Below are 22,129 nucleotides of genomic sequence, written 5' to 3' on the forward strand. Positions count from 1 at the left end.
CTGCGCTGCGCCTTCGAGGTTGTACAGCCGCACAGCGCTCGTCCAGCGCGCAAGCAGATTCGACAGCGGGGCAGGCAGTGAAGTCGCCAGTGCGGCGTCGCTCAGGCGGTCGTTCATGGGGAAGGCTCTGTGGGGAATGGCCGCGGATTCTGCAGCGCAACACCCCGATCCAACGCCTGAAAACAGTCTCTTACACCCTCACTCGCCCCTCAGGGGGTGCCACCCTCCCCTGGGTGTCGCGAGACCTCAACGGCTCAATGCGCCTGATCCCAATTCGGGCCCACCCCGACTTCGGCCAGCAGAGGCACCTTGAGTGCCGCCACGCCGGCCATCAGGCGCGGGATCTCGATGCGCGCCCATTCGAGTTCGGCCTCGGGCACTTCGAAAACGAGTTCGTCGTGCACCTGCATCACCATCAGCGTGCGCAACTGCTTCGCATCGAGTTCGGACTGCACCGCGATCATCGCGAGCTTGATGAGGTCGGCCGCGGTGCCCTGCATCGGCGCGTTGATGGCCTGGCGTTCGGCGCCGGCTTTGCGCGGGCCATTGCCTCCGTTGATCTCGGGCAGGTAGATGCGCCGGCCGAACAGCGTCTCGACATAGCCAAGGGCCTTGGCCGAGGCCTTGGTGTCGTCCATGTATTGCTTGACGCCCGGGTAGCGTGCGAAGTAGCGCTCGATGTACTGCGTGGCCGCATTGCGTTCGATGCCCAGGCTGGCCGCGAGGCCGAAGGCGCCCATGCCGTAGATGAGGCCGAAGTTGATGGTCTTGGCGTAGCGGCGCTGTTCGCTCGTCACGGACGCGGGCTCGATGCCGAAGACCTCGCTCGCAGTGGCCCGGTGCACGTCCATGCCTTCGGCAAAGGCCTTGAGCAGGTTCGCGTCACCGCTGATGTCGGCCATGATGCGCAGCTCGATCTGCGAGTAGTCGGCGCTGACGATCACATGCCCCGGTGGCGCGATGAACGCCTCGCGCACACGCCGGCCTTCGGCGGTGCGGATAGGGATGTTCTGCAGGTTGGGGTCGTTGCTCGAGAGCCGCCCCGTCACCGCCACCGCCTGGGCGTAGTTGGTGTGCACGCGTCCGGTATGGGGGTTGACCATCAGCGGCAGCTTGTCGGTGTAGGTGCCCTTCAATTTCGACAGCGAACGGTGCTCCAGCAGCTTCTGCGGCAGCGGGTAGTCCTCGGCGAGCTTGTCGAGCACCTCTTCGTCGGTGCTGGGCGCGCCGCTGGCGGTCTTCTTGATGACGGGCAGGCCGAGCTTGCCGAACAGGATTTCGCCGATCTGCTTGGGTGACCCCATGTTGAAGGGCTGCCCCGCGAGTTCGTGCGCCTCGCGTTCGAGTTGCATCATGCGTTCGCCCAACTGGTGGCTCTGCTGTGCGAGCAACTGGGTGTCGATCAGCACGCCGTTGCGCTCGATGCGCTGCAGGATGCCCGCCACCGGCAGCTCGATCTGCTCGTACACGTAGCGCAGGCCTTTCTCCGCCTCGACCTGCGGCCACAGGGTCTGGTGCACCTGCAGCGTCATCTCGCTGTCTTCGCACGAGTACTCGGAGGCCTTCTCGATCTCGACCTGCGCAAAAGGGATCTGGTGCGCGCCCTTGCCGCACACGTCTTCGTAACTCAGGCCGGCGCGGCCAAGATGGCGCTGCGCCAGGCTTTCCAGGCTGTGCGGCTTGTGGGCTTCGAGCACGTAGCTTTCGAGCAGGGTGTCGTGCACGTAGCCACGCACGGTGATGCCGGCGTTGGCTAGCACATGGGCGTCGTATTTGATGTTCTGGCCGAGCTTGGGGGCCTCCGCGTTCTCCAGCCAGGGCTTGAGGCGGGCGAGCACCATCTCCACTGGCAGCTGGTCGGGCGCGCCGGCGTAGCTGTGGCGCAGCGGGATGTAGGCCGCCTCGCCGGGGCTCGTGCTGAGCGAGAAGCCGACGATCTGCGCCACCATGCCGTCGAGCGAATCGGTCTCGGTGTCGAAGGCGGTGAGCGGGGCCGACTCGGCCTTCTTCGCCCAGGCCTCCAGCTCATCCAGCGTCAGCACGGTGGTGTAGCTGCGGTTGATGGCCTGCGGCGCGAGCATCGGCGTGGGGTTGTCGAGCATGGCAGCGGCTTCGCCCGCCGGCGCCGGAGCGCTCATCGACCCTTCGAGCTCGCGCTTCATGGTCTTGAAGCCATACCGCGTGAAGAACTCGAGCAGCGACGCCTTGTCGATCGGCTTGAGCGACAGAGCGTCGAACGATGGCCAGCCGGCCACGTGCTCGGCGAGATCGCAATCGGTCTTGACCGTGACGAGCTTGCGCCCGGTGGGCAGCCAGTCGAGTGCCTTGCGCAGGTTCTCGCCGGCCACGCCTTTCACCTTGTCGGCGGCGTCGATCACGCCATCGAGCGAACCATGCTCGGCGATCCATTTGGCGGCCGTCTTGGGGCCGACCTTCTCGACGCCCGGCACGTTGTCGACCGCATCGCCCATCAGGGTGAGGTAGTCGACGATGCGCTCGGGCGGCACGCCGAACTTCTCGGTCACGCCGGCCACGTCGAGCCGCTCATTGCTCATGGTGTTCATCAGCGTGACGTGCGCGTTGACGAGCTGCGCGAGATCCTTGTCACCGGTGCTGATGACGACTTTCTGCCCGGCCTTGGCAGCCAGTTCGGACAAGGTGCCGATCACGTCGTCGGCCTCCACGCCCGGCACGGTGAGCACCGGCCAGCCCAGCAGCTTGACCACCTCGTGGATCGGATCGATCTGCTTGACCAGGTCTTCGGGCATCGGTGCGCGCTGAGCCTTGTACTCCGGGTACCAGTCATCGCGGAAGGTCTTGCCCTTGGCATCGAACACGCACACCGCGTGCGAGGGCTTCACGTCCTGCAGCGCCTTTTTCATCATCGCCACCATGCCGTGCAGCGCCCCCGTGGGCACGCCCTCGGGCCCGCGCAGATCGGGGAGCGCGTGGTAGGCGCGGTAGAGGTAGCTGGAGCCGTCGACCAGCAGCAGAGGGCCGTCTGCGGGTGCGTCGTTGGGCAGGGTGGCATCGTTCATGGCGGCGATTGTCGTGGAAGCTTGTTGCCGCATCACCCGTGTGGGGGCTGCACCCGTCGGTGGGCTGTTCGGCGCGCTGCGGCAACCTTAGCCTGCGGACTTTCTTGTCGACAGACTGAACCCCATGTACGTTCCAAGCCGCCGCGCATTCCTGCTTGTTTGTGGTCTCACGCAATGGGTGGCCGCCCCGGCAATCGCAGGCGGCCGGCCACTGATGCTCGCCAACATCTACCGCACCGGATTGCCTCTCGACGACTACTGGGTCAGTGAGAAGTACGACGGCGTGCGCGCCTACTGGGATGGCCAGCAACTCTGGTCACGCCAAGGCCACCGTATCGCCACCCCGGCATGGTTCACTCGCGGCTGGCCTGCGCAGGCGCTCGACGGTGAACTCTGGGCGGGCCGCGGCCGCTTCACGGCCGCAAGTTCGGCGGCGGCGCGCGACGGCGCAGACATCGCGGCCTGGCGCGAACTGCGCTACATGGTGTTCGACCTGCCGTCGCACCCGGGCACCTTCAACGAGCGCCTGGCCGCCCTGCGCAGTTTGCTCGCCAATCCCGCGACGACGACGCTTCAACTTGTCTCGCAGCGCCGCGTGGCAAACGACGCAGCCCTGCAAGCGCTCATGCATGAGACGGTGAAAGCGGGCGGCGAAGGCCTGATGCTGCACCGCGGCGCGTCGTTCTACCGCGGCGAACGCAGCGACGACTTGCTCAAACTCAAGCCCCAGCTCGACGCCGAAGCGCGCGTGGTCGGCCATCTCCCCGGCAAAGGCAAGTACGAGGGCCTGCTTGGCGCGTTGCAGGTCGAGACACCGCAGGGTATGCGCTTCAGGCTGGGCAGCGGGTTGAGCGACGCCGAGCGCCGGTCACCACCGCCCATTGGCAGCGTCGTCACCTACCGCTACCGCGGCATGCACCCGAACGGCACGCCTCGCTTCGCCACGTTTCTGCGAGTCCACAGCTAACGTCAGCGCCTGCCCACCAGCCGCGGCACGACCGCCAGCACGCCAAGCGCGAGCACGGTGCTGATCAGCGCGGTCAGTTCACGGCCCAAGCCGCAGGCGAGGCCGATGGCCGCCGTCATCCACACGCCGGCGGCCGTGGTCAGGCCCTGCACCTGCTCTTCGGAGCGGTTCTTGATGATCGCGCCTGCACCGAGAAAGCCGATGCCAGCCACCACACCCTGGATCACGCGGCTCATGTCCGCCACCTGCATGCCGGCCTGCTGAGGCACGAGCACAAAGAGCGCGGCCCCCATCGCCACCAGCATGTGGGTTCGGATACCGGCGGCCTTGCCCTTGTGCTCGCGTTCGTAGCCCAGCGCACCGCCGAGCAACGCGGCCAGCAACAGGCGCAGCAGCAGCCGGGTGACGTGTTCCACATCGGTGATGTCCGAGAACTCCGCCTGGAGGGTATCGAGCACGCGTTGCCATTTGGTCATGCCGGTCACGTGGCATACGGCGTGCCATGGACAACGCCGCGTTCGCACCAGGCCTGCTGCCTACAATCGTCGACCATGAATTCCCCGCAACCGACCCTCGGCCTCACGCTGTACTGGCGCTGACATGGCAGTTTTTACTGAAGTCTCTTTCGACGAGGCCGCCGAACTGGTCGGCCGGCTGGGGATCGGCAACCTGAGTTCGCTCAAAGGCATCGCCTCGGGCATCGAGAACACCAACTACTTCGTCGACACCACCCAGGGCCGCTACGTGCTCACCGTGTTCGAGCGCCTGACCTTCGATCAGCTGCCGTTCTACCTGCACCTGATGAAGCACCTGGCGCACCACGAGATCCCTGTTCCAGACCCGCAGGCCGACGACCGTGGCGAGATCCTCCACAGCCTGCACGGCAAGCCCGCCGCGGTGGTGAACCGTCTGGCCGGCAGCCACCAGTTGGCGCCTGACGTGAGCCATTGCGAAAGCGTGGGCGCCATGCTCGCGCGCATGCACCTGGCGGGCATCGACTACACGCGGCACCAGCCCAACCTGCGCGGTCTCGGCTGGTGGACCGAGACGGTGCCGGTGGTGGCGCCGTACCTCACCGCAGACCAGCGCGCGCTCATCGAGAGCGAACTCGCCTTCCAGCAGCAACTCGGCGCTTCGGCGGCCTATGCCGCACTGCCGCGCGGCCCTGTGCACGCAGATCTGTTCCGCGACAACGTGATGTTCGAGGGCCACCAGCTCACCGGCTTCTTCGACTTCTACTTTGCGGGGGTCGACACCTTCCTGTTCGACATCGCCGTGTGCCTGAACGACTGGTGCACCGATCTGGAAAGCGGCCGCCTCGTCGAAGACCGCGCCATGGCCTTCGTTGCCGCCTACGACGCAGTGCGCGCGCTCAGCTCCGGCGAGCGCCGGCTGATGCCCGCCCTCATGCGGGCGGCGGCACTGCGCTTCTGGGTCTCGCGGCTGTGGGATTTCCACCTGCCGCGCGACGCCTCCATGCTCAAGCCACACGATCCCACGCACTTCGAGCGCGTGCTCACGCACAGGGTCGCTGAACCCTGGCACCCTGCCCTGGTCTGACGCCCCATGCAACTTCGCATCGTTCCTGCCAACCGTGGCGCACAGTGGGTGCGCCAGGGTTTTCGCATCTTCTTCTCGCGGCCGCTGTCGTTCATGGGCCTGTTCGGCGTGCTGCTGCTGGGCATGATCGTGTCGCAGTTCATCCCATGGGTCGGGCCGCTGCTGTTCTCGGCCTGCCTGCCGATCATCTCGCTGGGCTTCATGATGGGCACGCACCAGGCGCTCCAGGGCGGCTACCCCACCCCGCGCGTGTTCGCCGAGGTGCTCAAGGGCCCGCAGGCGCGCACGCTATGGAAGCTGGGCGCGATGTACGCGGCGTGCATGCTGGTGGTCTCGCTGGTCTATGCCGGCATCGATGGTGGCCGCATGCAGGCGCTGCAGGAGACCGCCATCGAAGGCAAGGCCTCACCCGAAGCCCTGGCCCAGCACTTCGCCGACGGGCGCCTGCAACTCGCCTTCCTGTGGTTCGCTGCAGCCACCGGCCTGCTCAGCGTTCCGTTCTGGCACGCGCCGGCGCTGGTGCACTGGGGCAGCCAGTCGGTGGGCAAGGCGATGTTCTTCAGCACCGTGGCCTGCTGGCGCAACAAAGGCGCGTTCCTGATGTACGGCCTGACCGGCGTGGGCCTCGTGATGGGCTTCGCGCTGGCGAGCTCGCTGGTCTTCTCCCTGCTGGGCTCGCCGGGCCTCGCCTCGATGGTGATGATGCCCGCCGTGCTCATGTTCACCGCCGTGTTCTACGCCTCGCTGTACTTCACGTTCACCGATTGCTTCGAGCCCGCACCCGTCACCGCACCACCCCCACCCGCCTTGCCCCCAGAGGAGCCCGCCCCATGAGCGCCACGCCGCAGAAGATCGCCCTCGTCACCGGGGCAGGCACCGGGATCGGCAAGGCCACCTCGCTGGCCTTGCTGCGCGCGGGCTACGGCGTGGTGCTCGCCGGGCGGCGCGCCGAGCCGCTTGAAAGGGCCGTGGCCGAGGCTGGCGCCCTGGGGGCCCACGCCTTGGCCGTGCCCACCGACGTGGGCCAACCCGAGTCGGTGAAGTCGCTGTTCGCGCAGGCCCATGCGCGCTTCGGGCGTCTCGACCTGCTGTTCAACAACGCCGGCAGCGGCACGCCCCCCATGCCGCTCGAAGACCTGAGCTACGAGCAATGGAAAGCGGTGGTCGATGTCAACCTCACCGGCGCGTTTCTGTGCACGCAGCAAGCCTTCAAGATCATGAAGGCGCAGACACCGCGAGGCGGGCGCATCATCAACAACGGCTCGATCTCGGCGCACGCACCCCGGCCGTTCACCGCCCCCTACACCTCCACCAAGCACGCGATCACGGGCCTGACCAAGGCGACCTCGCTCGACGGCCGCGCCTACGACATCGCCTGCGGCCAGATCGACATCGGCAATGCCGCCACCGACATGACCGAGCGCATGACCCGCGGCACCCTGCAGGCCAACGGGCAGATGATGGTCGAGCCGCGCATGGACGTCGAGCACGTGGCCGACGCCATCGTGCACATGGCCGCGCTGCCGCTCGAATCGAACGTGCAGTTCATGACCATCATGGCCACCAAGATGCCCTACGTCGGCCGGGGCTGATCGCCCATCGCACAAAAAATAGGCCGCGGGCTTGCGCCTGCGGCCAAAGCTCTTCTACTCTCGTTGTCCGGGCTCATCGCCCACGCAAAGCATAGGTTCCAGATTTGTCAGCCGCGTGACGGTGCCGATCTGCCCTCATACTTGTGCGTGGCCCGCTGAGGCCCCCCTCAACCTGGAGAAGGACTCGATGAGCAGCATTCACTTCATCGGCGGCGAAAAAGGCGGCGTCGGCAAATCCTTGATGGCGCGCGTGCTGGCCCAGTACATGATCGACAAGCAGCTGCCCTTCCTCGGGTTCGACACCGACCGCTCGCACGGCGCGCTGATGCGCTTCTACGCAGGCTACGCCTCGCCGGTGGTGGTGGATCGCTACGAGGCGCTCGACGCCATCATGGAGGCCACCGTCGACCAGCCGCAGCGCCGCATCCTCGTCGACCTGGCCGCGCAGACGCACGACCCGCTGGTGCGCTGGATGGACGACTCCGGCGTGCTCAACCTCGCCGATGAGATGGGGTCGAGCATCCACTACTGGCACGTGATGGACACCGGCAAGGATTCGGTCGACCTGCTCAAGCGCTTGCTCGACCGCTTCGGCCCGGCGCTCAAGTACGTGCTGGTGCGCAACCATGTGCGCGGCAGCGACTTCAGCGTGCTCGAGCAGTCGGGCGAGCAATCACGCGCCATGGCGCTGGGTGGCCAGGTGGTTTCCGTGCGCAAGCTGCACGACTCCGTGATCAACAAGATCGACGCCAGCAGCTCCAGCTTCTGGAAGGCCAAGACGCCCAGCGAAGTCGAAGGCCCCGCCGCGCTCGGCCTGATGGACCGCCAGCGCCTCAAGATGTGGCTGCGCGACGTCTACCGAGAAATCGACGAAGTCGAGATCTGAGCCGCCGTGAGGGATTAGCCCCGCGTGCGGCGCGGGGTGCGTGGCACGGCGTGGTCACCTCCCCCGCTCGATAACTCCATCCACTGCAGCGCCTCGACGTGCGCCATGAAGGCATCGAGGTAGGCCGGTGACAAGCCATGCAAGGTCTGCAGCGCGCGGCTGACGATGTGCGCCGAGTTCAGCGGGCCGGCCTGCGCGGGCACCTGGGCCAGCGCCTGGCGCAGGCGCTGTTCCACCCGCAGGCGTGACCAGGTGCCCTGGAACGCGACCACCGACTGCAGCGGCTTGGGCAGGGCCATGCGTGCACCTGCGGCCGGTGCGCCGCCCGGGGTGCGATCCAGGCGATGCACCAATTGCGACAGCGCTGACAGCGCCGACGCCTCAGGTTGTGGAGGTGCAGCTTGCGCGGCGCCAGCGTCCGACGCCTCGGCCAACAGGGCCTCCACGCGCTCGATCATCAATCGCCGCGCCTCTCCCTGCTGAGAAGCCACGCGGCCCGCCAACGCCGTGACCACACGGTGACGCACCGGGGGCATGTGCGGGCGCGCCGACTCCACGCGCGCCAACAGGTCGTCGCCGCTGCTCAGGGTCACTTGGGCGGCCCTTTCAGCGGGCCCTTCGGTGCCGGCATCGGCGCAATCTCGACGCGGCGGTTCAGCGCCCGCCCGGCCGACTCCTGATTGGAAGCGACAGGCCTTTCCGAGCCGAAGGCCGCCGCGAACACCGCGTTCGACGGAACGCCCGCGTCGATCAGACCGCGTGTCACGGTCAGGGCCCGCTGGGCCGACAGCTCCCAGTTGTCGGCGAACTTGGCGCGGGTGGTCTCGCGCATCTGCCGGTCATCGGTGAAGCCGCTGACCATCAGCACTTCTTCTCGCGCCACCAGGTAGGCGGCCAAGGGGCCGGCCAGGCTTTGCAGCAGTTGATGGCCTTCTGGCTGAAGCTCGGCCGAGTTGAAGGCGAACAGCACGCTGCCGCTGATGGCAATGCGCCCGTCGGTGAGGCTCACGCGGCCTGCCGCCAGCGGGATGGCCAAAGCGCGCTCCAGCGCCTCGCGCCGCTGCTGCTCGGCCTGGCGCTGCGCCACTTCGCTCTTGAGGCGCTCGGCCAGGTCGAGCTGTGTCGCCATCACAAAGACCAGGATCAGCACGAACGCGCCCAGCAGCCCGGCCATCAGGTCGCCGAACACGGCCCAGACCGTGCTCGTGGAGCCGCCTTCGACTTCGTCGAACTCATCGCGCACGGGGTCGTCGTCCAGCGTCATGCTGCGTCGGCCTCGGCGGGGCTGGCATTCGCCACCGGCGCGCGCCCGATCTGCTGCAGGTCTTCGACGATCTGCTTGTGCGAGCCGAGAGTGAGATCGACGATCTCGCGCGCCTGGGCCACGTAGTACGCGAGCTGCTCGTCGCTGCGCGCCATGCTCTGGCCGAGCGCGCCTTCGACGCGCTGCAACTGCGCCATCAACTGTTCACTCGAACGGCTGAAGTGGTCCACCGCCGCGCTGAAGCCTTCGCCCAGGCTCGCAACCTCGGCCGCGCCGACGGTGACTTGCGCTGCCACCTGCTCCAGCGAGCGCGACTCGGCCGCCACCGTCTCCTGGAAGCGCGCGCCGACGCGCTCGATCACGTCGGTGGTGCCCGACACCAACGCATCGATCGCGCTGCGTTGCTCGGTGCTCGCGTGGTTCACGGCATCGAGCAGGCCCGACAGCGTGGCCAGCAGGCGGTTGCGCTCTTCGATGGCGGCGTTGTCGCGCACCAGGCTGTCGCTGAGCGCGCCGCGCAGTTCGCCGATGACCTCGGCCGCAGCACGCGGGGCCTCGGAGGCCGATTGCACCAGGCGGCTGATCTCTTCGATCGTGGCCCGCGCGTGTGCCTCGGCTTGCGCGGTGATCGCCTGGGCCGTCGATTCGAGCGTGGTGCAGATCTGCTGCTGGCGCTCGGCCAAGGCCTGCTCACTGCGCTCGGCCTGCCGGCTCAGGGTGCCCGTGGTGGCCGCCAGGCCGTCGTGGAAGGCGGCGAGGCGTTCACGCTCGCGCGCCGTGGCATCGGCTTGGGCGGCCGCTTGCGCATCGGCCACGCCTTGCAGCAGCGCGGCTGCATGCGCCTCGAACGCCTTCTGCGTGCCCGACCAGCCGGATCGCGTGTGCTCGATCAGCGCCCCATGATCCTCGCGCTGGCGGGCCATGGCCTCGCCCCACGCGGCGCTCCAGCGGGCGGTGCTGTCGTCGAGCCGCGAGGCCACGCCATCGACCAGCGCGTCGGAACGGGTGGCGAAGGTCGATGCCACCTTGTCGAGTGCAGCCTGCAGGTCGCGGGCCGCCGCGGCGCCCTGCTCGCGCTGCGCGTCGAGCGCGCTCTGCCAGCGCGCTGCCATCGTGTCGCGCAGCGTGCCGGCCTCTCGCGCCAGGCCTTCCATCGTGGCCTGTACGGCGGGTTCGATGGCCGCGCCGGCGAGGCGAGCGCTGTCGGCCAGGCTGGTCTTCAGCGATTGATCGACCGAGGCGGCCAGGTCCCGATAGGTACGTTGCGTCTCGTCGTGGAACTTGCCTTGGCTCTCGAGCAAGCGCTCGTGCATGGCCTGGCCCTGCTGAGTGAGTTGCTCGACCAGGCCTTGCAGTTGCGATACCACCGTGGGCATCACGTCGGCCTGCGCTTGAAGCAGGCGCAGCGATTCGTCGCGCTGAATCGCCTGCCGGTGCGCCTGCGTGAACGGGTGCAAGGGCCCAGCCACCAACGCATCGAATTGCTGCACGCAACGCGCCCGTTCGCGCCGCGCCAGGGCCGACATCAGCCCGAGCATGGCGGAAGCCGCCACACCCGCGACCGAGCAGCCGAACGCCAGGCCCAGGCCCTGCACCGGTGCGGCCAGCGAGGCACGAATCGCCTCGACGTCAGTAGCGTGTTCGAGCGCAAGACCGGTTCCCTTGAGCGTCACCACCATGCCCAGAAACGTGCCGAGCATGCCCAGCAGCACGAGCAGGCCTGACAGGTAGGGCGTGAGCGCCGGGCCGGGGAGCGCCGCGCGGCCGCCCTCGACGCGCAGGCGCACGCTGGCATGCAGGCTCGGGTGGATCGGCGACAGCCATTCGGCCAGCGACGCAGGTGCCGGCGTGGCCGCCCGGATCGCCGCGCCCAGGCTGTCGCTCGCCTGCTGATAGCGATGCAGTTCGAACGCCCCGAGCAGGTAGAAGGCGCCGATCAACAGCACCAACGACAAGGCCAGCACGTGGCCGGGGAAGTAGCCCGCGCCCACCCAGGCCACGGCGATCAGGCCGGCTGCGAAGGCGGTGTGATGAAGAAGTCGGTTCATGGGGTCTCTTGCGGTGTGACCAGGCTGTCGAGCAGGCCGCGCGCAGGCATCAGGCGGTGCGCGAGTTCTGCCAGGAGGACACGTTCCATGTCCTGCCGGAAAGCCTGTGGCCAATGGGTGTCATCGGCGCCGGCGGCGGCGCGCGCCATCCGGTCGAAGTGGGATTGAAGCCGCAGCGGCACGAGGCCCAGCAGCGTGCGTTCGTGGGCGCTGAGCGCGCGGTCCATCACGGCGTCGATCGCGGCGAGTTGCGCGAGCGCTGGCGAGCGCTGCGAAAGCGCATCGCGCAGGCGCACGCGCAACGCGGCGATCGCGTCGTGCATTGCCTGTTGCTGCCCGTGGCAGTGGCGGCGGTGCGGGGCGAAGTCGGTCGGGCTCGAACCGGCGTCGTCGGGGCCTGCAGCGATCGATGCCGCCAGCGCCGCGCGTACGCGTTGGAAATCCGCCTCCTCGCTGACCGATGTGCTCGCTGCCGGGCTGCCATCGACACGGGCCGGGGCAGCATTCAGCGCGGTGGACAACGAGATCGCGTCTGCCCAGCCAAGCCAACGGCCCAGGCGCTCGGCAAAGGCCGGTGCGGTGTCGGGAGGAGGCGTCTCGGCCAGGCGGGCCAGGAGGCGGGTGAGCTCCGAACCGACCACGCCCGCGCGGGGAGACCCTTGCAGCATGGGTGCCAGTCGAAGTGCCTTGGAAAGGGGGCGCAGTTTACTACGCCCCCTCGCCCTCCCCCTGTCTGGGAGCACCCTTGCAGGGCCATTGCGGCGATGGCGGCGCGGCAACGCCCAGCCGTCGATTCGTGCCCTGCCACAAATGACCAAGGGGCCGCAGTCTCCTGCGGCCCCTTGGCGGCCCTTAGATCGGTTGACGGCTCGGCATCAGCTGCCGATGCGCCCCCCGTCGTTCTTGGTGATGGCGACGGTGGCCGAGCGCGGTCGCGCCGTCGTGGTACCTGCGGTGTCCTGGTAGCCGACATTGGCTGGCCAGTGGCTGCGGTAGCTCGCCGGGTTGGCCACGTTGGCCGCGGTGATCGTCTCGCCCGGGTGCTGAATGTTGGCGAACACCGTCAGGCCGTCGGGTGTCTCGGTGCAGCCCGTGAGTTCGCAATCGCCGGGGCCCACCAGGAAGCGCTTGAGCGTGGTGGCGCTCGGCCGCGTGCCGACGTAGGTGCGCACGTCCACATTCGCAGCGCCGGCCACGGGGTAGCTCAGCGTGGCCGCCGCGCCGTCGCCCACGGTGCCAGGCACGCCGATCAGCATCATGCAGTTCGTCGCGTCGGTATAGGAGCCGTCGTCGGTCTGGATGTACAGCAGCTTGGTGTTCTGGCTGAACCACAGGCCGTCCGGGCTGGAGAAGTCCTGGTCGTCCGTCAAGCCCGAGATGTTGACGCGGGCTGCGTACTCGGCATCGGTGAGCGTGGTGTTGGCGGCATCGCGTGCAGCCTGGGCGCCGAAGAGGTAGACGTCCCAGTTGAACCCGGTCGCAGCGGGTTCGCCGCCGCTCTCGCGCAGCCGGATGATGTGGCCGTTGACGTTGCCCGGCGACCCGGGTGCAGCGCCGGCGCGCGAGTCGGCGTAGCTGCGCGGGTTGGGTCCGTCCAGGCCGAGCTGCGTGCCGGTGGGCGCGAGCTTGCGGTTGCTGTTGTTGGTGAGCGTGTAGTAGATCTCGCCGCTCACCGGGCTCACGGCGCACCACTCGGGGCGGTCCATCTTGGTGGCGCCCACGGCGTCGGCCGCGAGGCGCGCGTTGATGACCACGTCGCCCTGGTCGGCGAAGGCGTAGCCCGCGTAACCGGCGATCGCGGCATTGGCGATGTTCAGTTCGATCCAGGTGCCGGTGCCGTCGGCGTTGAAGCGCGCGACGTACAGCTTGCCGCTGTCGAGGTACTTGTCGCCAGCGGCGATGCGGTCGGTGGCGTTCGCGTCGGCGGCGTCCCAGTTGGTGGCGGAGACGAACTTGTACATGTACTCGCCGATCGAGTCGTCGCCCATGTACACGGCCAGCGGCTTGCCCACCACGGGCTTGCCAAACGAGGCGCTCTCGTGGGCAAAGCGGCCCAGCGAGGTGCGCTTCTTGATCGCCTTGGTCTTGTCGTAGGGGTCGATCTCGACGATGTAGCCGTAGGTGTTCAGCTCGTTGCGGTAGTCGTCCACGCCATCAGCCGACGCACCGGTCTTGCTGATGTCCCAGCGGCGGTACTTGTCGTCGGCGCCCGAGGTCTCCCAGCCGTGGCGGCTGGCGGCGCCCTGCGCGCGGCCATACCGGTTGAGCGAGGCCACGCTCTTCGCGTCGCGCGCGGCGTTGTCGGCGGCGCCGCGGGTGAAGTAGCCGGCCCAGTTCTCCTCGCCGGTGAGGAAGCTGCCCCAGGGCGTGTAGCCCGTGCCGCAGTTGTTGATGGTGCCGCGCCCTCCCGTGCCGGCGGGCGAGTAAAGGGTGCGCATCAGCGCGTGGCCGCGAGCCACGCCCGACAACTGCACCGGCGTGAGCGGTGTCACGCGGCGGTTGTAGGCCGAGTCCTTGGCGTAGGCCCACTGCGTGCCGGTCTTGCGCACTTCGACCACCGACACGCCGTGCGCCGGGATCTCCTTGTCGGACTCCGACGCCGGGCGCGGGCGCGGGCTGCTGCCGTTGGCGTGGAGGAAGTTGTCGGTGAGCGCTTCGTGGTTCATGGCCAGCAGGCCGCGCGTGGACCCGTTGGCGTCGCGAGCGGTGCCCGCGGCGTTGAGGCCGAAGTACTCCATGCCGTCGTGGTGGTCGCCGGCGCGGTTGTCGTAGTCGGTGTCGGTGCCGTCGTTCTTGAAGGCCGGCGTGGTGGCGGTGAGCGGGTCGCCCAGCGCGTAGATGGCCGCGGCGGTGTAGCCGGCGGGCACGGTCACGGTGTCGGCCGTGCTCTTGGCCACGGCGGCGAAACCGAGCGAGGTGATGGCCGAGGGAGCCGCAGGTGCAGGCGCCGGTGCGGGTGCTTCCTCGTCATCGTTGCCGCCACAGGCCGCCAGGCTCCAGCTGCCCAGCACAGCCGTCGCGGCGGTGCCGACACCGCCGCGCAACAGATTGCGGCGGCTCAGGCGCGCATCGAGCACGCTCAGGAAACTCGGGTTCGCGCTGGTGTTGAGGTCTTCGTCGTCGGAGTGGGCCGCGGCGGCCGCGATGTGGCCCTCGTAGGGTTTGTTCAAGGTGTCCTCACAGGGTGTCTGAGCGATGCAATTTCTGCCAGCAGGCAGGCCGGCGGCAGCATATGAAGCGGGCATGTCGAAGCCATGACGAGAACGTGTCAGCTTCGTGACGCCGCTCGGCTGTGCCGCGCGGCCCCGTGCAGATCGGCCCGCGCGCTTCCCCGGCACGCAACGCGCCGGGGAGCGGACCCTCGAAGTGAATGCCTCAGGCGCCGACAGGCTTGCCGTCGGTGCGCCGCACGACGATCGTCGCCGAGCGCGGAGGCAGGGTGTTGCCCTGCACGTTCGAGGGCCAGGTGCCGCCCGGGTGCTGGATGTTGATGAAGAACGTGGTCAGATCGGGCGTGTAGGCCAGGCCTGTGATCTCGCATCCATCGGGCCCGACCAGGAAACGCGTGGAGCGCTTGGTGGCCTGGTCCACGTAGTACATCGCGTTGTTGCCGAAGGTGTTGGTGATGCTGGTGCCGGTGCCGGCGTCGGTCTGCACCCACAAGCGGCCCTGCGGGTCCACGCGGATGCCATCGGGGCTGGAGAAGCTGTCGCCGTTGATGTTGCCCTTCTGGTTGGCAGGTGTGAAGCGCGAGTCACCGCCCAGCAGGAACACCTCCCAGTTGAACGTGGTGGCCAGCGGCGAGTCACCGGTTTCCGCCCACTTGACGATGTGGCCGTGCGGGTTGGTCGCGCGCGGGTTGGCCGCGTCGGTCACCTGGCGGCTGCCGTTGTTGGTGAGCGTGACGTAGATCTTCTTGTCGGGCCCGACGGTGATCCACTCCGGGCGGTCCATCAGCGTCGCACCGGCCACGCGCGCGGCGGCCTTGGTGTTGATGAGCACATCGGCCTGCGTCGCGAAGTCGACGGTGCGCGGCGTCTGTGGGCCCTGGGTCACGTTGCCCGGGTCGGTCGCGCCAGGCACCAGGCCGTTCTGGCCCTGCACCAGTGCCACCCATTCGCCCGTGCCGTTGGCGTTGAACTTGGCGGCGTAGAGCGTGCCGCTGTCGAGCAGGTTGGCGTTGGCCGCGCGATCGTTCGGGTTGTACTTGGCCGAGCACACGAACTTGTAGATGCAGCCCGGCGTGCCGTCATCTCCCATGTAGATCGCCACGTCGTTGGCCGGGCTCAGCATGTAGGCCGTGTTCTCGTGGTCGAAGCGCCCGAGCGCCGTGCGCTTGACGGGCAGCCCGTTGAGCTGCGCCTGCGGGTCGATCTCGACCACCCAGCCGTAGCCTTCTTCGGGCTGCGTGGGATCGAGGTAGTTGTCGGTGGTCTCCTCGCACGTGAGGTAGGTACCCCACGGCGTGTTGCCGCTGGAGCAGTTATTGAGCGTGCCGACCACCGTGGGGCCCACGACCGATGCCGCCGGGCCACTCACGTTGAAGGTGGTGTTGCCGGTGTAGCGGCGGTTGTAGGCGGACCCTGCCTTCACGCGCCAGGTTCCGTTGGCAAGTTCGACCTCGATCACCGAAACGCCCACCGACGACAACACGATGCGCGTGGCTTCCGGCGTCACCGGGTTGGGCAGGGTGCCGCCCGCGAACAGGATGGCCGCGTCGGGCGCCTCGTGGTTGATGGCAAGCAGGCCACCGCGCTGCGGGTCGACGCCAGGGATGGCATAGAAGTGCATGCCGTCATGCTGGCCACCGGCAAAACGCTCGGTGCCGGCCGAATCCTGGAAGCTGCCGTTGAAGGCCACGGCGCCGGCGACGACTGCATCGCCCGCGCAGAACATCACATCGGCGGTGTAGCCAGTGGGCACCACAACCTGGTTTCCGGTGGTGGCCGAAACCTTGTCGAAGCGCACGCTGTAGTCCTGCGCTGCAGCGGCAGGCGCCGGGGCGGCATCATCGTCCCCGCCACCGCAGGCCACGAGCGGCAAGGCACCGAAGGCCGATGCGATGGTTGCGCCCAAGCTGCCCCTGAGCAGCGAACGGCGTTGCACGGTGGCCTTGTTCAAGACGTCTTCGAACATCTGGCCTGGCACATGGTCGACTTCGACACGGCCACGTGCGCGCGCCGCTTCGGCGCGAAGTCGATCGGTGATGTATGACATGGAAAGCTCTCCGGTTGAAAACCGGCGGATGCTAGGAACACGACGTGACGAAGGCGCGTCGGTTTCGTGACCGCCTTGTCACGCGCAGCCACAAGCCAGCGCTCACGCTTCAGCGATCCGGTGGCGCCCCTTGGTCGCACTTTCGGCACGGCAGCGATCGCCCGAGCACCGCCACGCGGCCCTCAGGCGTCACGACCCAGGGCCGGTTCTGCCAGGGCGGGTCGTGGCGCACATGCTGGTTGTGACCGCACTCCAGCTCGGCCACCCAATGCTGCTCGTCGTCTTGATGAAAGCCGGTGATCCTGCGATCCATCGGCTGAGCGCTACTCGATCGGCGTGAGCTTGGCCACGCTCAGCGCCAGCCACTTCATGCCGTGGCGGCCGAAGTTGATCTGCGCTCGGGCGTCGGCCCCTGTCCCTTCGAGCGTGACGATCACACCTTCACCGAACTTGGCATGGAACACCGACTGCCCGGTGCGCAGGGCCACGCCGTCCGAGGTCTGCACCTTGGGCGCCATGCTCCTGGGCACGGCCGGCGGGTTCGCGCCCGCGCCCACCATCGACTTGAGGCCCGATCCGCGCTCCCAGGCCGACTGGTATTCGCGCGCAAAGCCCGAACCGAAGCCCTGGTTGCGCGGTGTGATCCATCGCAGCGCGCTCTCGGGCAGCTCGTCGAAGAAGCGGCTCTTGATGTTGTAGCGGGTCTGGCCGTGGAGCATGCGCGTCTGGCTGAAGCTCAGGTACAGCCGCTTGCGCGCGCGGGTGATGGCCACGTACATCAGGCGGCGCTCCTCTTCCAGGCTCTTCAGGTCGGACATGCTGTTCTCGTGCGGGAACAGGCTTTCCTCCAGGCCGGTGATGAACACCGCGTCGAACTCCAGACCCTTGGCCGCGTGCACCGTCATGAGTTGCACCGCGTCCTGCCCGGCCTGCGCCTGGTTGTCGCCGGCTTCGAGCGATGCGTGCGTGAGAAAGGCCGCCAGCGGCGACATGATCTCGCCCGTTTCGGCATCGGGCGCCATCTCGACAGCCGCAGCTTCGCGGTGCTCGTCGATCGGCAGCGCGACCGCGTCCTTGCCGAACCCCTCTTGCGTGACGAAGGCCTCGGCCGCGTTGACGAGTTCCTCCAGGTTCTCGATGCGGTCCTGGCCTTCCTTGTCGGTCTTGTAGAAGTCGAGCAAGCCACTCTCATGCAACACGTGCTCGATGATCTGGCGCAGGTTGAGGCCCTTGGTCGCCTCGCGCATCGCATCGACCCGCGCAACAAACGCCTGCAGGTTGGCGCCGCCCTTGGCTGGCACCGCCCCCACGCTTTGCGCGAGGCTGCGCCCGCTCTGGCGCGCCACATCCTGCAATTGCTCGATGGTGCGCGCACCGATACCCCGCGTGGGGAAGTTCACCACCCGCAGAAAGCTGGTGTCGTCGTTAGCGTTCTCGATCAGGCGCAGGTAACTCAGCGCGTGCTTGACTTCGGCGCGCTCGAAGAAGCGCAGGCCGCCATACACCTTGTAGGGAACACCGGCATTGAAGAGCGCGCTCTCGATGACGCGGCTCTGCGCGTTGCTACGGTAGAGCACGGCGATGTTGCTGCGGTCGGTGCCATCGCGGTGCAACTGGCGCGCCTCGTCGACGAACCACTGCGCCTCGGAGAAATCGCTCGTGGCCTCGAACACGCGCACCGGCTCGCCCGGGCCGGCTTCGGTGCTCAGGTTCTTGCCGAGTCGATCGGCGTTGTGCGAGATCAGCTCGTTGGCGGCATCAAGAATGTTGCCGTACGAGCGGTAGTTGCGCTCCAGCTTGATCACCTGCTCGACGCCGAACTCCTGCTCGAAGGCCTTCATGTTGCCCACCTGCGCACCGCGAAATGCGTAGATGCTCTGGTCGTCGTCTCCCACCGCAAACACCGCCGTGTGCGGGCCGGCGAACATCTTCAGCCATGCGTACTGCAGGCGATTGGTGTCCTGGAACTCATCGACGAGGATGTGCCGGAACCGCATTCGGTAGTGCTCGCGCAGCGCAGCGTTGTCGCGCAGAAGCTCGTAGGTGCGCAGCATCAGCTCGGCGAAGTCGACCACGCCTTCGCGCTGGCACTGCTCTTCGTAGGCCTGGTAGACCTGCACCAACACGCGGCTCTGTTCGTCGCGCACCTCCACGTCCTTGGGGCGCAGGCCTTCTTCCTTGCTACCGGCGATGAACCAGGTCACCTGCTTGGGTACGTAGCGCTCTTCATCGAGGTTCATGCCCTTGATGACGCGCTTGACGGCGGAGAGTTGATCGCTCGAATCGAGAATCTGAAAGCCCTGCGGCAGGTTCGCGAGCCTCCAGTGCGCGCGAAGAAAACGGTTGCACAGCCCGTGGAAGGTGCCCACCCACATGCCGCGCACTGGCACGGGGAGCATGGCGCCCAGACGCGTAAGCATCTCTTTCGCAGCCTTGTTGGTGAAGGTGACGGCCATCACACCGCCTGGCGTGAGTTGTCCGTTCTGTATCAGCCAGGCGATTCGCGTGGTGAGCACGCGGGTCTTTCCCGATCCGGCGCCGGCGAGGATGAGCGCCGGCCGAGCCGGCAGCGTCACCGCGGCAAGTTGTTCGGGGTTCAGGCCGCGCAGCAGCGATGACCCGGTGGCGGCGGTTGTTTCTTCAATGGCAGACATCGCCGGATTCTAGGAACCCGGGGAACCAGCGTCTGTCAGGTGGGTTCAGGGGCGAGCCACGGCCTGCGCGAGCCGCCTGCGACGTGCCGCAGGTAGTCGGCACCGCCGGCGGGCAAGGTGACGTTGAAGCAGGCGCCTTCGCCGGGCCTGCCCTCGGCCGTCACCTGGCCGCCATGGCGCTCCACCACCCGGCGCACGATGGTCAGGCCCAGGCCGTGGCCTTCATAGCGCGCGCCGTGCAGCCGCACGAAGGGCGAGAACATGCCCTCGGCCGACGACGGATCGAAGCCCGGGCCGTTGTCGCGCACATGCAGGCGCACCACCTTGCCATCGCCGCTGCCGGTGATCTCGACCCGGGGCGCACTCGACTTGTGGCTGAACTTGAGTGCGTTGCCCAGCAGATTGCACAGCGCCACACGCAGCATGGCCTCGTCGGCCTGCACCTCGGGCAACGCAGCCACATTCACCGCCACGGGCGCGAGGCGCGGGTCGGCAAGCTTGAGTTGCGCCACCACGTCATCGACCAGCGGGCCCAGCGCGACCCGCGACAGCAACGGCGCCGCGCCCGACACGCGCGCCAGCGACAGCAGCGCGCCCATCATGCTCACCGACACCTCGGCCTGCTGCGTAATGGCCGGCAGCATGCGAAGTACGGCCGAGGTGTCACCGCGGCGCAGAGACTCGTCGGCCAATCGCGAGAGCTGAGCAATGCTGCCCACAGGGCCGCGCAAGTCATGCGCCACGTTGCGATTGAACGCGTCGAGCGCGTCGACCATCTGGCTCAACTCGTTGGTTCGCGTGGCCACTTGCGACTCGAGCGTGTTGTTGAGGACGGTCAGTGCCTCTTCGGCCCGCGCTCGGCGCTGCACCTCGCCTTCGAGGCTGCGGCGCCGCCGCAGCAGGCTCACGGTCAGCAGGGTCTGGCCGATCAGGGTGACGGGGAAGAGGCCCATCTGGCGCAGCAAGGTGGAGTTGGGGTCGACAACGAGATTGAACACCGCCAACCCAGGCATCGTGAGCAAGGCCAGGCCCAGCAGGCCGTGGCCCGCGCCGGGCTCGCGCCGCGCGCACCAGAATGACAGCAAGGCCAAGCCCAGCACATCGAGCATGAGAAGCAGGTTCGCCCAAGCCCGCGGCACCTGCAGCCATTGCTGCGAGACCGCGAGCACGAGCGACGCGGACATGGCCAACGGCAACAGCAAGGCCGGCAGCAACTTCTGTCGCAGGCTTGGCGCAAGCGGCAGATAGGCGACGAAGCCCGCACAAAGAAACGCCAGGCCCGCGATCACCATCAGCGGCCACAGGTTGTCCTCCATCTTCGGCCCGGTCGGCAGGTGCGGCGCGTCCAGTACGGCCCAGGCGGCAATGAACAACATCGAGAGCGAGAACGCCCCCATGCCGCGCTCGTGGTCCCGCCACCACAGCACCGCGTTCAGCACCCCCAGTAAGGCGAGCACGAAGGCGAACACATCGGGCCCGGTGTAGGTGAGCGTCTGGGGCATGGATGGAGCGGGTGGGTAGGGAGCCAAGCTTGCAAGCCATTGGTGGGGGCGTCAAGCGTGCAACTCCTTCCCTCTTTCACGGCGTTGACAGCACAGCCTGCGGGTCAGCGAAAGGCCGCCGCGAGGTGCGGCAGCTCGCGCGCGAAGGCGAGCCAACCTCGCATGAACCGTGGTCTTTGCCCTCTGCGCTCATGCTGCGCTTGCGTAGAATGCGTCACCGGGCCCAAATTTTGGTGCCCGGTTTTTTGTGCCCGCCCCATCCCCGCCGATGGGCTTCAAGGGCCACCGGGTTCCAAGTCAAGCGCTCGCAGCCATTGGGCCGCGCACTGCGTCTTCTTCGACATCAACGCGCCGCTCCTTCGATCTGTGACCTACACGTGTCCTTGACGACACAGGAGCCTGATATGGAAATCTTCGACTACGACAACATCCTCTTGCTGCCGCGCAAATGCCGCGTGGAAAGCCGCTCCGAGTGCGACGCCTCGGTCGAGTTCGGCAGCCGCACCTTCAAGCTGCCCGTGGTGCCGGCCAACATGAAGACGGTGGTCGACGAGCCCATCTCCGAATGGCTGGCCGCCAACGGGTACTTCTATGTGATGCACCGCTTCGACCTCGACAACGTGGCCTACGCGAAACGCATGCGCGAGAAGGGGCTGTTCGTGTCGATCAGCTCAGGCGTGAAGGCCGAGGACTACAAGGTCATCGACCGCCTGGCCGCCGAGGGCGTGGGCGCTGACTACATCACCATCGACATCGCACACGGCCACGCCGAGACGGTGCGCAAGATGATCGAGCACATCAAGCAAAAGCTCCCCAGCACTTTCGTGATCGCCGGCAACGTGGGCACGCCCGAGGCGGTGATCGACCTGGAAACCTGGGGGGCGGACGCCACCAAGGTGGGTATCGGCCCGGGCAAGGTATGCATCACCAAACTCAAGACCGGCTTCGGCACCGGGGGGTGGCAACTCTCGGCGCTCAAGTGGTGTGCTCGCGTGGCCACCAAGCCCATCATCGCCGACGGCGGCATCCGCGATCACGGCGACATCGCCAAGAGCGTTCGCTTCGGCGCCTGCATGGTGATGATCGGCTCGCTATTCGCCGGCCACGAAGACTCGCCCGGCAAGACGGTCGAGGTCGACGGCAAGCTTTTCAAGGAGTACTACGGCTCGGCCAGCGACTTCAACAAAGGTGAATACAAGCACGTCGAGGGCAAGCGCATCCTGGAGCCGGTGAAGGGCAAGCTCGCTGACACGCTGCGCGAGATGCGCGAAGACGTGCAAAGCTCCATCAGCTACGCCGGTGGCACGCGGCTCGCCGACATCCGCAAGGTGAACTACGTGATCCTGGGCGGCGACAACGCCGGCGAGCACCTGCTGATGTGATCGGCCCGATGGGGCTCGA

17 protein-coding genes are annotated in these 22,129 nt (G+C 67.5%); 6 read left to right on the top strand and 11 right to left on the bottom strand.

Annotation, left to right across the window (positions count from 1 at the left end; all coding sequences use genetic code 11):
* Positions 1-254 precede the first annotated feature (254 nt).
* Positions 255-3,038 (bottom strand): DNA polymerase I, encoded by a 2,784-nt coding sequence (gene polA, locus AC1KAR_RS11785; RefSeq protein WP_480317855.1) that lies wholly within the window; start codon positions 3,036-3,038, stop codon positions 255-257.
* Between the two features lie 124 nt (positions 3,039-3,162).
* Here polA and AC1KAR_RS11790 point away from each other — a divergent pair, with 124 nt between their 5' ends.
* Positions 3,163-4,005 (top strand): DNA ligase, encoded by an 843-nt coding sequence (locus tag AC1KAR_RS11790; RefSeq protein WP_480317857.1) that lies wholly within the window; start codon positions 3,163-3,165, stop codon positions 4,003-4,005.
* Positions 4,006-4,007: 2 nt separating this feature from the next.
* Here the strand turns inward: AC1KAR_RS11790 and AC1KAR_RS11795 are convergent, their stop codons facing one another.
* On the bottom strand, positions 4,008-4,481 hold the full coding sequence (locus AC1KAR_RS11795) for an MgtC/SapB family protein (protein WP_480317858.1): 474 nt from the start codon (positions 4,479-4,481) through the stop codon (positions 4,008-4,010).
* 124 nt (positions 4,482-4,605) lie between these two features.
* Here AC1KAR_RS11795 and AC1KAR_RS11800 point away from each other — a divergent pair, with 124 nt between their 5' ends.
* The 4 genes from AC1KAR_RS11800 (at position 4,606) to AC1KAR_RS11815 (ending at position 8,043) form a co-directional block, all read left to right on the top strand.
* Positions 4,606-5,565 (top strand): homoserine kinase, encoded by a 960-nt coding sequence (locus AC1KAR_RS11800; protein ID WP_480317860.1) that lies wholly within the window; start codon positions 4,606-4,608, stop codon positions 5,563-5,565.
* A 6-nt stretch (positions 5,566-5,571) separates the two neighbouring features.
* Complete coding sequence (locus AC1KAR_RS11805) at positions 5,572-6,399, top strand: BPSS1780 family membrane protein (RefSeq protein ID WP_480317861.1); 828 nt, start codon at positions 5,572-5,574, stop codon at positions 6,397-6,399.
* Positions 6,396-7,157 (top strand): SDR family oxidoreductase, encoded by a 762-nt coding sequence (locus tag AC1KAR_RS11810; protein ID WP_480317863.1) that lies wholly within the window; start codon positions 6,396-6,398, stop codon positions 7,155-7,157. Before AC1KAR_RS11805 ends, AC1KAR_RS11810 begins: the two co-directional genes overlap by 4 nt.
* Before the next feature lie 187 nt (positions 7,158-7,344).
* Entirely contained in the window at positions 7,345-8,043 is a 699-nt protein-coding gene (locus tag AC1KAR_RS11815; protein WP_480317864.1) for a P-loop NTPase family protein, read from the top strand.
* A 14-nt stretch (positions 8,044-8,057) separates the two neighbouring features.
* On the opposite strand, the gene AC1KAR_RS11820 is transcribed toward AC1KAR_RS11815, so the two are convergent.
* The 9 genes from AC1KAR_RS11820 to AC1KAR_RS11860 form a co-directional block, all read right to left on the bottom strand.
* Complete coding sequence (locus AC1KAR_RS11820) at positions 8,058-8,636, bottom strand: DUF2894 domain-containing protein (RefSeq protein ID WP_480317866.1); 579 nt, start codon at positions 8,634-8,636, stop codon at positions 8,058-8,060.
* Positions 8,633-9,307 (bottom strand): OmpA family protein, encoded by a 675-nt coding sequence (locus AC1KAR_RS11825; protein WP_480317868.1) that lies wholly within the window; start codon positions 9,305-9,307, stop codon positions 8,633-8,635. Before AC1KAR_RS11825 ends, AC1KAR_RS11820 begins: the two co-directional genes overlap by 4 nt.
* The gene (locus AC1KAR_RS11830) at positions 9,304-11,355 is read right to left on the bottom strand and encodes a DUF802 domain-containing protein (RefSeq protein WP_480317869.1); all 2,052 of its coding nucleotides are present in this window, start codon (positions 11,353-11,355) and stop codon (positions 9,304-9,306) included. The genes AC1KAR_RS11825 and AC1KAR_RS11830 overlap by 4 nt, the downstream gene beginning before the upstream one ends.
* Positions 11,352-12,023 (bottom strand): DUF3348 family protein, encoded by a 672-nt coding sequence (locus AC1KAR_RS11835; RefSeq protein ID WP_480317871.1) that lies wholly within the window; start codon positions 12,021-12,023, stop codon positions 11,352-11,354. Before AC1KAR_RS11835 ends, AC1KAR_RS11830 begins: the two co-directional genes overlap by 4 nt.
* A 207-nt stretch (positions 12,024-12,230) precedes the next feature.
* Positions 12,231-14,525 carry a PhoX family protein gene (locus AC1KAR_RS11840; RefSeq protein ID WP_480317873.1) on the bottom strand — a complete coding sequence of 765 codons (2,295 nt, stop codon included), beginning with the start codon at positions 14,523-14,525 and terminating at the stop codon, positions 12,231-12,233.
* Between the two features lie 205 nt (positions 14,526-14,730).
* A complete protein-coding gene (locus tag AC1KAR_RS11845; RefSeq protein WP_480317875.1) occupies positions 14,731-16,572 on the bottom strand; it encodes a PhoX family protein in 1,842 nt (613 codons plus the stop codon).
* Positions 16,573-16,681: 109 nt separating this feature from the next.
* A complete protein-coding gene (locus tag AC1KAR_RS11850) occupies positions 16,682-16,885 on the bottom strand; it encodes a DUF3565 domain-containing protein (RefSeq protein WP_480317877.1) in 204 nt (67 codons plus the stop codon).
* 10 nt (positions 16,886-16,895) lie between these two features.
* Positions 16,896-19,226: a UvrD-helicase domain-containing protein gene (locus AC1KAR_RS11855; protein ID WP_480317879.1), complete on the bottom strand. Its 2,331-nt coding sequence runs from the start codon at positions 19,224-19,226 to the stop codon at positions 16,896-16,898.
* A 35-nt stretch (positions 19,227-19,261) separates the two neighbouring features.
* Entirely contained in the window at positions 19,262-20,728 is a 1,467-nt protein-coding gene (locus AC1KAR_RS11860; RefSeq protein WP_480317881.1) for a sensor histidine kinase, read from the bottom strand.
* 404 nt (positions 20,729-21,132) lie between these two features.
* On the opposite strand from AC1KAR_RS11860, the gene AC1KAR_RS11865 reads away from it, so the two are divergent.
* Entirely contained in the window at positions 21,133-22,110 is a 978-nt protein-coding gene (locus AC1KAR_RS11865; protein ID WP_480317883.1) for a GMP reductase, read from the top strand.
* Positions 22,111-22,129 lie beyond the last annotated feature (19 nt).

The organism is Piscinibacter sp. PDB1-1 (assembly GCF_056675995.1).

Bases quoted from the DNA above. Each gene is read 5' to 3' on its own strand.
- AC1KAR_RS11860 (WP_480317881.1), bottom strand. From the start codon at position 20,728: ATGCCCCAGACGCTCACCTACACCGGGCCCGATGTGTTCGCCTTCGTG.
- AC1KAR_RS11830 (WP_480317869.1), bottom strand. From the start codon at position 11,355: ATGAACCGACTTCTTCATCACACCGCCTTCGCAGCCGGCCTGATCGCC.
- AC1KAR_RS11815 (WP_480317864.1), top strand. From the start codon at position 7,345: ATGAGCAGCATTCACTTCATCGGCGGCGAAAAAGGCGGCGTCGGCAAA.
- polA (WP_480317855.1), bottom strand. From the start codon at position 3,038: ATGAACGATGCCACCCTGCCCAACGACGCACCCGCAGACGGCCCTCTG.
- AC1KAR_RS11855 (WP_480317879.1), bottom strand. From the start codon at position 19,226: ATGTCTGCCATTGAAGAAACAACCGCCGCCACCGGGTCATCGCTGCTG.
- AC1KAR_RS11850 (WP_480317877.1), bottom strand. From the start codon at position 16,885: ATGGATCGCAGGATCACCGGCTTTCATCAAGACGACGAGCAGCATTGG.
- AC1KAR_RS11795 (WP_480317858.1), bottom strand. From the start codon at position 4,481: ATGACCAAATGGCAACGCGTGCTCGATACCCTCCAGGCGGAGTTCTCG.
- AC1KAR_RS11865 (WP_480317883.1), top strand. From the start codon at position 21,133: ATGGAAATCTTCGACTACGACAACATCCTCTTGCTGCCGCGCAAATGC.
- AC1KAR_RS11800 (WP_480317860.1), top strand. From the start codon at position 4,606: ATGGCAGTTTTTACTGAAGTCTCTTTCGACGAGGCCGCCGAACTGGTC.
- AC1KAR_RS11835 (WP_480317871.1), bottom strand. From the start codon at position 12,023: ATGCTGCAAGGGTCTCCCCGCGCGGGCGTGGTCGGTTCGGAGCTCACC.
- AC1KAR_RS11845 (WP_480317875.1), bottom strand. From the start codon at position 16,572: ATGTCATACATCACCGATCGACTTCGCGCCGAAGCGGCGCGCGCACGT.
- AC1KAR_RS11790 (WP_480317857.1), top strand. From the start codon at position 3,163: ATGTACGTTCCAAGCCGCCGCGCATTCCTGCTTGTTTGTGGTCTCACG.
- AC1KAR_RS11805 (WP_480317861.1), top strand. From the start codon at position 5,572: ATGCAACTTCGCATCGTTCCTGCCAACCGTGGCGCACAGTGGGTGCGC.
- AC1KAR_RS11810 (WP_480317863.1), top strand. From the start codon at position 6,396: ATGAGCGCCACGCCGCAGAAGATCGCCCTCGTCACCGGGGCAGGCACC.
- AC1KAR_RS11825 (WP_480317868.1), bottom strand. From the start codon at position 9,307: ATGACGCTGGACGACGACCCCGTGCGCGATGAGTTCGACGAAGTCGAA.